General features: G+C 72.9%; 6 protein-coding genes. 4 read left to right on the plus strand and 2 right to left on the minus strand.

The genetic code is table 11. The features are described 5' to 3' along the window. Positions 1-16 precede the first annotated feature (16 nt). The gene (locus OO014_RS18440; RefSeq protein ID WP_272463790.1) at positions 17-1,057 is read right to left on the minus strand and encodes a LacI family DNA-binding transcriptional regulator; all 1,041 of its coding nucleotides are present in this window, start codon (positions 1,055-1,057) and stop codon (positions 17-19) included. A 117-nt stretch (positions 1,058-1,174) separates the two neighbouring features. Here OO014_RS18440 and OO014_RS18445 point away from each other — a divergent pair, with 117 nt between their 5' ends. Continuing rightward, the gene (locus OO014_RS18445; RefSeq protein ID WP_272463791.1) at positions 1,175-2,248 is read left to right on the plus strand and encodes a LacI family DNA-binding transcriptional regulator; all 1,074 of its coding nucleotides are present in this window, start codon (positions 1,175-1,177) and stop codon (positions 2,246-2,248) included. Here OO014_RS18445 and OO014_RS18450 read toward each other — a convergent pair. Next, positions 2,149-3,468: a lactate racemase domain-containing protein gene (locus tag OO014_RS18450; RefSeq protein ID WP_272463792.1), complete on the minus strand. Its 1,320-nt coding sequence runs from the start codon at positions 3,466-3,468 to the stop codon at positions 2,149-2,151. The genes OO014_RS18445 and OO014_RS18450 overlap by 100 nt on opposite strands. A gap of 98 nt (positions 3,469-3,566) precedes the next feature. Here OO014_RS18450 and uxaC point away from each other — a divergent pair, with 98 nt between their 5' ends. The 3 genes from uxaC to OO014_RS18465 all read left to right on the plus strand — a co-directional run. Next, positions 3,567-4,988: a glucuronate isomerase gene (gene uxaC, locus OO014_RS18455; RefSeq protein ID WP_272463793.1), complete on the plus strand. Its 1,422-nt coding sequence runs from the start codon at positions 3,567-3,569 to the stop codon at positions 4,986-4,988. Continuing rightward, a complete protein-coding gene (locus tag OO014_RS18460) occupies positions 4,985-6,418 on the plus strand; it encodes a mannitol dehydrogenase family protein (protein WP_272463794.1) in 1,434 nt (477 codons plus the stop codon). Before uxaC ends, OO014_RS18460 begins: the two co-directional genes overlap by 4 nt. After that, positions 6,415-7,771: gluconokinase (locus tag OO014_RS18465; RefSeq protein WP_272463795.1), on the plus strand; the 1,357-nt coding region annotated here is incomplete at its 3' end. The genes OO014_RS18460 and OO014_RS18465, both read left to right, overlap by 4 nt.

Below are 7,771 nucleotides of genomic sequence, written 5' to 3' on the forward strand. Positions count from 1 at the left end.
GGCCCCTTCTGTCTGTTCAGGCGGAGGCGGGCCCGGGCCCCGTCGACTCCCGCACGACGAGGATGGAGGGCAGCACGACGAGCGGCTCCGGCCGGCGCCGCCCCGTGACGAGGCCGATGAGGCCGCTGACGCCGGTGGCACCGAGGGAGTCGAGGGGCGCAGCGACCGTGGTGATGCCGGGGGTGACGAGGTCCGCGACGAGCGTGTTGTCGAAGCCGATGACGCTGACGTCCTCGGGGACGTGCGCGCCGAGCAGCCGGAGTCCCCGGATGAGGCCGATGGCGAGCTGGTCGTTGTAGCAGAGCACGGCCGAGGCGTGCTGGCCCGTGACGGCCTGTGCGGCGTAGGCACCGGCGTCCACGGTGGGGGCGAAGGGGCCGACCCGGCGCACCCGCACACCGAGCTCCCGGCACGCCTCCTGCGCCGCGGTCCAGCGCTCCCGGTCGGCCCAGGACGCCTCGGGGCCGGCGACGTAGGTCACCGAGGTGTGCCCGAGGTCGACGACGTGCTCGACCGCGAGGCGCACTCCGGACCGGTTGTCGGTGACGACGCTGGGCACGCCGTCGACGGCCCGGTTGAGCACGACCACCGGGGTCTGGCGCGAGACGTCGAGCAGGTCCGAGTCGTCCATCCGGGTGCTCGTCAGCAGGAGCCCCGCCACCACCGCGCTGGTCCGCTCGAGGGCGTCGCGCTCGAGGCGGCGGGACTCCTGGGTGTCCGAGAGGACGAGCGTGTAACCGGCCTCCGACGCGGCCCGCTCGGCACCCCGGATGATCTCGAAGTAGAACGGGTTGGTGATGTCCGGGATGATCAGCGCGATCATCCGCCCGACGGGCGCTGCTCGACGCTCTCGGCCCGTGCCGGGCGACGCGCCGTCCTCCGCAGCGGGGAGAGGACGTCCTCCGGGTCGCTGGTAGCCGAGCGCCGCTCCGACGCGCAGGATCCGCTCCGCCGTCGCGGCGTTGATCCGCCCCGGACGGGAGAAGGCCCGGGACACCGTCGACGGTGCGACGCCCGCGGCCTTGGCCACGTCGTAGATGGTCACCGCCTTGTCCATGCGTGCCAAAGTAGGCACGGGCCGGCCCACGGCACACGGGTTGCCATGTGTTGCCGCCCTTGGCGCGCCACCGTGGACGTCGTTGCCGCGGTCTGTCCGTCCCCCTAGATTGACCGCATGGATCGCCGACCGACGATCTACGACGTGGCCCAGGCCGCAGGCGTTGCCGCCTCGACCGTGTCGCGCGCCTTCGCGCGGCCGGGGCGCGTCAAGGCGGAGACGGCCCGGCGGATCTTCGACGCCGCCGAGCAGCTGGGCTACCGCACGACCACGCTGCCGGGGCTCGTCTCGAGTCGGACCCGGACCCTGGCCCTCGTGGTCACGGACATCACCAACCCGTTCTACGCCGACATCATCCGTGGCGCCCACGAGGCCGCCCACGAGCTGGGCTACACCCTGCTCCTCTCGCACACGCAGGAGGACGCGCAGCTCGAGCGGGAGTGGACCGAGCGTGAGCTCGGGGCGGTCGAGGGGGTCCTCCTCGCGAGCTCCCGGATGTCGGACAGCGCGATCCGGATGATGGCCAAGCAGAAGCCCGTCGTCGTCCTCAACCGGCGCCTTCCCGAGGTGCCCTCGATCCTTGTCGACAACGCGCGGGGCATCCGTCGGGCCGTCGAGCACCTCACCGAGCTGGGACACGAGACGGTGACCTACGTCGCCGGGCCGGAGGCGAGCTGGACCGACGGGGCGCGCTGGCTGGGGCTGCGCGAGGCGGCCATCGAGCTCGACCTCCGGGTCCGGCGGATCGGTCCGTGCAACACGCCGACGGTCCACGCCGGGTTCGGGCGCGCCCGTGAGGTCGTCGCGGCCGGGTCGACCGCCGTCATCGCCTACAACGACGCGGTCGCCATCGGGGTGCTCAAGGGGCTCAACCGGCTCGGCGTGCCGGTGCCCGAGGCCGTGAGCGTGATCGGCTTCGACAACACCCTCCTGTCGGAGATCATCGAGCCGGAGCTCACGACCGTCGCCGCACCACTGCAGGCCATGGGTGCCACCGCGGTCAAGAACCTCGTCGCGATGATCGGCGGTGCGGTGCCGAGCCGTGAGCCGATCGTCATGCCGGCCCGGCTCGTGGTGCGGCGCTCGACCGGTCAGCGCAGCCGGAAGAGCGTCTCCCCGGCGTTGGGCACGACGAAGGTGTCGGGGTCGGCCTCGGCTGCCGTGAGGTCGACGGAGTCCGGGTCCAGGTAGCCGAGGTTGGCAGCCCGGCAGACCTCCTCGGGGATACGGGTCGCCAGGGTCACCTTGACCCGCAGGCGTTCCTCGCCCGTCTCGGCGTCGTACGTGCCGGCTCCCCTGAGGTGGGTCGAGTGGGCGAGCGTGCCCCAGTGGAGGTGCTTGAAGCGGTCCCACTGCTTCACGAAGTAGTCGCGGCAGTGGTAGCCGATCTCGTTGATCTCCGGGTGGCTCGTCGAGATCTCGGTGATGTGCGGGGCGTAGAGGATGACCTCCCCGCCGTCGGCCACGGCCGGCTCGAGCTTGTAGAAGCCCTTGGCCCCGGTCCAGATGTCCTCGTACATCGTGGGGATGACGGAGATGACCCGCTGGACGGGCTCGTCGAGGTAGGTGACGTGGGTGGCCGCGCACACCTGGGCGGCGTTGGCCCACGCCGCGTCGGTGTCGCCGAACGAGATCGAGTGCAGGTCGAGGGAGCCGCTCTCGCCGACGATGCAGAACGCGAGCTTCTGCGCCGGCACCAGGGAGGCGCCCTCGTTGATCAGCGCCCGCACCGGCGTGATCGCCGTGGTGCCGATGATCTCCGCCGAGGTGATCAAGGCCCCGATCCAGTGGGAGACATCGATGATCTGCTGCCCGGCCACGCCGGGGAAGAAGTACTTGTTGCCACCGGAGATCCCGACGACCTCGTGCGGCAGCACCGGACCGACCACGAGGGCGACGTCGTGCTCGACGACGGCCCGGTTCAGCAGGACCGGCACGTCCATCGAGAGGCGACCCTCCGAGAGCTCCGCGAGCCGTGCCGCCGGGATCGTGCCGAGGTCGGCGAACGTCTCGGGCTCCCACCACTCGTGGTTGAGGACGGTCATCCCCGGATAGGTCTCCTCGAGCCGCCCGGCCGCGTAGCCGAGGTGCCGCGCGAGCGCCGCCTCGCTCATCGGCTGGTGCGTGCCCAGGGCGATCAGCGTGGTCATCCGCGAGACGCGGCCGTGCAGGGCCCGGTGCACGGCCCGGAGCAACAAGGGCATCGGGCACGTCCGGGTCGCGTCGGGGACCACGATGCACACGCTCTTGCCGTCGAGGTCGGTGCCGGCCAGCTGCTCGGCGATGAAGCGCTCGACGGCCTCGGACTCGAGGACCCCGTCCGGCCCGCCGAGCCGGGCGGCCCGTCGTGCGGCCTGCTCGGGGGATTCCTGCTCAGGGGACTCCTGGGCGGCGGGTGTCTGGGTCGTCATGGCCCCCACTGTTACGGGGCGCCCCGCCCCTGACAACCCCGGCTGGCAACTCGTGGCAACACGTGGTCCCCGGAGTCCGGCCGCCCCACGATGTTGACATGACCGCGACAGCCAGACCGCTCGTCCTCGACCCGGACCGTCTCTTCCCCGCCGACCCGGCGGTGCGGTCGGTGGCCCGCCGTCTCCACGAGGCTGTCCGCGACCTGCCGATCATCTCGCCGCACGGTCACGTGCCGCCGCAGTGGCTGGCAGACGATGTGCCCTTCGGGGACCCGACGTCCCTGCTCATCTCGCCGGACCACTACATCTACCGGTTGCTCCACGCGCAGGGTGTCGCCCTGGAGGAGCTCGGCGTCGGCGGGGGCACCCTCGACGAGACGCAGTCCCGCCGCGCCTTCCGCCTCCTCGCCGAGCACTGGCCGGCCTTCCGGGGCACCCCGAGCCGGTTCTGGCTCGAGAGCGAGCTCGGTGAGGTCTTCGGCATCGGGCAGCGCCTGCACGTCGACACGGCCGATGCGATCTACGACCAGATCGCCGAGCGGCTCGCCTCCCCGGACTTCCGGCCGCGGGCGCTGCTGGACCGGTTCGACATCGCGGTGCTCGCGACGACCGACGACCCGGCCGACGACCTGCGTCACCACGCCGCGCTCCGGGAGGACCCGGCCTTCACGCGCCGCGTCATCCCGACGTTCCGGCCCGACCGCTACCTGGAGCCCGCACGCGCCGACTTCGCCGAGCTGGCCACAGCCCTCGGTCGCGCCGCGGGCATCGACACCGGCAGCTACGCCGGCTACCTCGCCGCGCTCGAGGAGCGCCGCCGGACCTTCAAGGCGCTCGGCGCCGTCTCGTCGGACCACAGCCACGCGGATGTCGTGACGCTCTCGCTGGACGAGGCAGAGGCGGCCCGGATCTACGCCGCGGCACTGCGTGGCGAGGCGACCGAGGCCGAGGCGACCGCCTTCCGGCGGCACATGCTCGTCGAGATGGCGCGAATGGCGACCGAGGACGGGCTCGTGATGACCCTGCACCCGGCGGTGCACCGCAACCACCACACGGCGACGCTGGAGCGGTTCGGCCCGGACACCGGCCACGACATCCCCTACGCCACCGAGTTCACCCGGGGCCTGCAGCCGCTGCTCGACCGCTTCGGCACCGCGGACGGCTTCCACCTCGTCCTGTTCACCCTGGACGAGACGGTGTACTCGCGCGAGATCGCGCCGCTGGCGGGCTTCTACCCCAGCGTCTACGTCGGGGCGCCCTGGTGGTTCCTCGACGCGCCGGAGGCGATCCGCCGGTTCCGTGGCGCGGCGACCGAGACCGCCGGGTTCTACCGCACGTCGGGGTTCATCGACGACACGCGGGCCTTCATGTCCATCCCCGCTCGCCACGACATGTCGCGTCGCCTCGACAGCGCCTACCTGGCCCAGCTCGTCGCCGAACACCGGCTCGACGAGGAGGAGGCGCTCGAGACCGCGATCGACCTGGTCACGACGATCCCGCGGAAGACCTTCAAGCTGTGAGCACGTCGTATGCCGCTGGGCCCGGTCCCAGCGAGAGCGGGCGTGCGCGTCGGCTGAGTCGTCGCACGGACGGGCGCCCTGCCGCGCCCGTGCGGATCGTCCACCTCGGCGTCGGCAACTTCTTCCGCGCGCACGCGGCCTGGTACACCGAGCACGCCTCGGATGTCGCAGGCTGGGGGATCGCAGCCTTCACGGGCCGCTCGCCGGCCACGGCCGAGGCCCTGACGGCGCAGGACGGGCTCTACACGCTGCTCGTCCGCGGACCCGAGGGAGCGCGTCCCGAGGTCATCTCCAGCCTGAGCGCGGTCCACGCTGCCGATGACCTCGAGGCTCTGCGCCGCTACTTCGCCGACCCGCAGCTGGCCGTCGTCACGCTGACGGTGACCGAGGCCGGCTACCGACGGAACGCCACGGGCGGGCTCGACACGACCGCGGCCGACGTCGCCTCCGACATCTCCTCCCTGCGGGACGACCCGCTTGGTGCCCCCGTGGTCACGACGCCGGGCCGGCTCGTGGCCGGACTGCTCGCCCGGCGCGCCGCCGGCGCGGGTGCCCTGGCCGTCGTGCCCAACGACAACGTGCCGGACAACGGCGAGATGGTCTCCAGGGTCGTGCGCGACCTCGCGGCCGCGGTCGACCCCTCCCTCGACGCGTGGCTCGGCGCGCACGTCTCCTTCGTCACGACGATGGTCGACCGCATCACCCCGCGCACGACGGATGACGACCGCGCCGAGGTGGCCCGGCTGCTCGGTGTTGATGACCCGGAGACGGTGCCCACGGAGCCGTTCTCCGAGTGGGTCCTCGCCGGCGACTTCCCGGCCGGGCGCCCCGACTGGGCGGCCGCCGGCGCGCGCTTCGTCGACGACGTGCGCCCCTTCGAGCAGCGCAAGCTGTGGCTCCTCAACGGCTCGCACTCCCTCATGGCCTACGCCGCGTCCGTGCTCGGCCACGAGACCGTTGCCGACGCCATCGCCGACCCCGAGGTGCGCTCGTGGGTCGAGCAGTGGTGGGACGCCGCGTCGGGCCACCTGCCGCTGCCTGCGGAGGAGGTGCGGGACTACCGCGCCGCGCTGCTGGCTCGCTACGGCAACCCGTCGATCCGCCACCTGCTCGCCCAGATCGCGGCCGACGGCTCCCAGAAGATCCCGATCCGGGCCGTGCCCGTGGTCCGGGCCGGGCTCGCGGCGGGACGCGTGAACCCGGGTGCTCTCCGTCTCGTCGCCGCTTGGGTCGTGCACCTTCGCGGCGTCGGGGCGCCGGTCACGGACGCCCACGCGGACGAGGTCGTCGCACTCGCGGCCGGGACGCTCGAGCAGGCCGTGCGGCGCACCTTGGCGTGGCTCGACCTGGCCGGCGGCGACCACGCAGACGCGGTCCAGTCCGAGGTCCTCCGGCTCGCCGAGGACCTCGTGGCCCGACCCCGCTCATGACACGTCAGGTCGTCATCGGGATCGACGTCGGCACCACTGCCGCGAAGGTCGTCGGCTTCGAGGTCCTCGACCCGAGCCGGTCGGGGGACCCGGAGGCCGGCCTCAGCACACGGCACCTGCAGCGCTGGACGGCCCAACAGGAGTACCCGCTGGTTCGACCGCAGTCCGGGTGGCGCGTCCAGGACGTCGACGTCGTCCTCGACGCGATGCTCCGCTCCCTGGCTGACGTCGTCGCGCAGCTCGACGGCGCCGAGGTCCTCGCCCTGTCGGTGAGCTCGGCCATGCACGGCCTCGTGGCCCTCGACGACGCGGATCGACCACTCACCCCGATCGTCACCTGGGCCGACGCCCGGGCCCGTGAGGTGGCCCGCGAGCTGCGGGCCACCCCCCTCGCCGCATCCCTGCACCGGCGCAGTGGCACGCCCGTCCACTCGATGTCGCCGCTGACCAAGTTGCGCTGGTTCTCCCAGCACGAGCCCGAGCTCACCCGGTCGGCGCGCTCCTGGGTCGGGCTCAAGGACGTCGTCCTCCTCGCCCTCACCGGGCAGCTCGTCACCGAGCTCTCCTCAGCGAGCGGGACCGGTCTGCTGTCCATCGAGCACCGCGCGTGGGACGTCGAGGCGCTCGACCTCGCGGGCGTCCGCCCCGACCAGCTGCCTCCCATTCGCTCCACGACCGCCAGCCTTCCGCTCTCGCGTGGAACGGCTTCGCGCGTGGGTCTGCCCGCGGGCACACCGGTCGTCCTGGGTGCGGGAGACGGCCCCTTGGGCAACCTCGGCACCGGGGCGATCCGCCCGGGCATCGCCGGCCTCTCCCTCGGCACCAGCGGAGCGCTCCGGCTCGTCGTCGACGGCCCGCGCAGCGACCCCTCCGGCCGGCTCTTCTGCTACGCCCTGACCGACGACGCCTGGGTCGTCGGCACCGCCATCAGCAACGGCGGCGCCGTCGTCCGGTGGGCGGGCTCTGTCTTCGCCGCGGAGCGACCTGGTTCGACACCGGACCCCTCGCGGCTCCCGGTCGGCGACGCCGAGGTGCTCGCGCTCGCGGAGCAGGTCGAGCCCGGCAGCGAGGGCCTGGTCATGCTGCCCTTCCTCCTCGCCGAGCGCGGCCCCCTCTGGGACGCCGACCTGCGCGGCGCGTTCCTCGGCATCCGCCAGCACCACACCCGCGGGCACTTCGTCCGCGCCGCGGTCGAGGGAGTCGCCTTCCAGCTCGCCACCGTCCTCGACGGGCTCGACGACGTCACCCCCGTGAGCGCGATCCGCGCGACCGGCGGCGTGTTCCGCAGTGCTCTGTGGCGCGAGGTGCTCGCCGGTGCGCTGGCGCGACCCCTCGTCGTCACCGGGGGAGCGG

Source organism: Intrasporangium calvum (genome assembly GCF_028446585.1).
Taxonomy (GTDB): domain Bacteria; phylum Actinomycetota; class Actinomycetes; order Actinomycetales; family Dermatophilaceae; genus Intrasporangium; species Intrasporangium calvum_A.

Coding starts and splice junctions, on each gene's coding strand:
- OO014_RS18440 (WP_272463790.1), bottom strand. CDS start 1,057: ATGGACAAGGCGGTGACCATCTACGACGTGGCCAAGGCCGCGGGCGTC.
- OO014_RS18445 (WP_272463791.1), top strand. CDS start 1,175: ATGGATCGCCGACCGACGATCTACGACGTGGCCCAGGCCGCAGGCGTT.
- OO014_RS18450 (WP_272463792.1), bottom strand. CDS start 3,468: ATGACGACCCAGACACCCGCCGCCCAGGAGTCCCCTGAGCAGGAATCC.
- uxaC (WP_272463793.1), top strand. CDS start 3,567: ATGACCGCGACAGCCAGACCGCTCGTCCTCGACCCGGACCGTCTCTTC.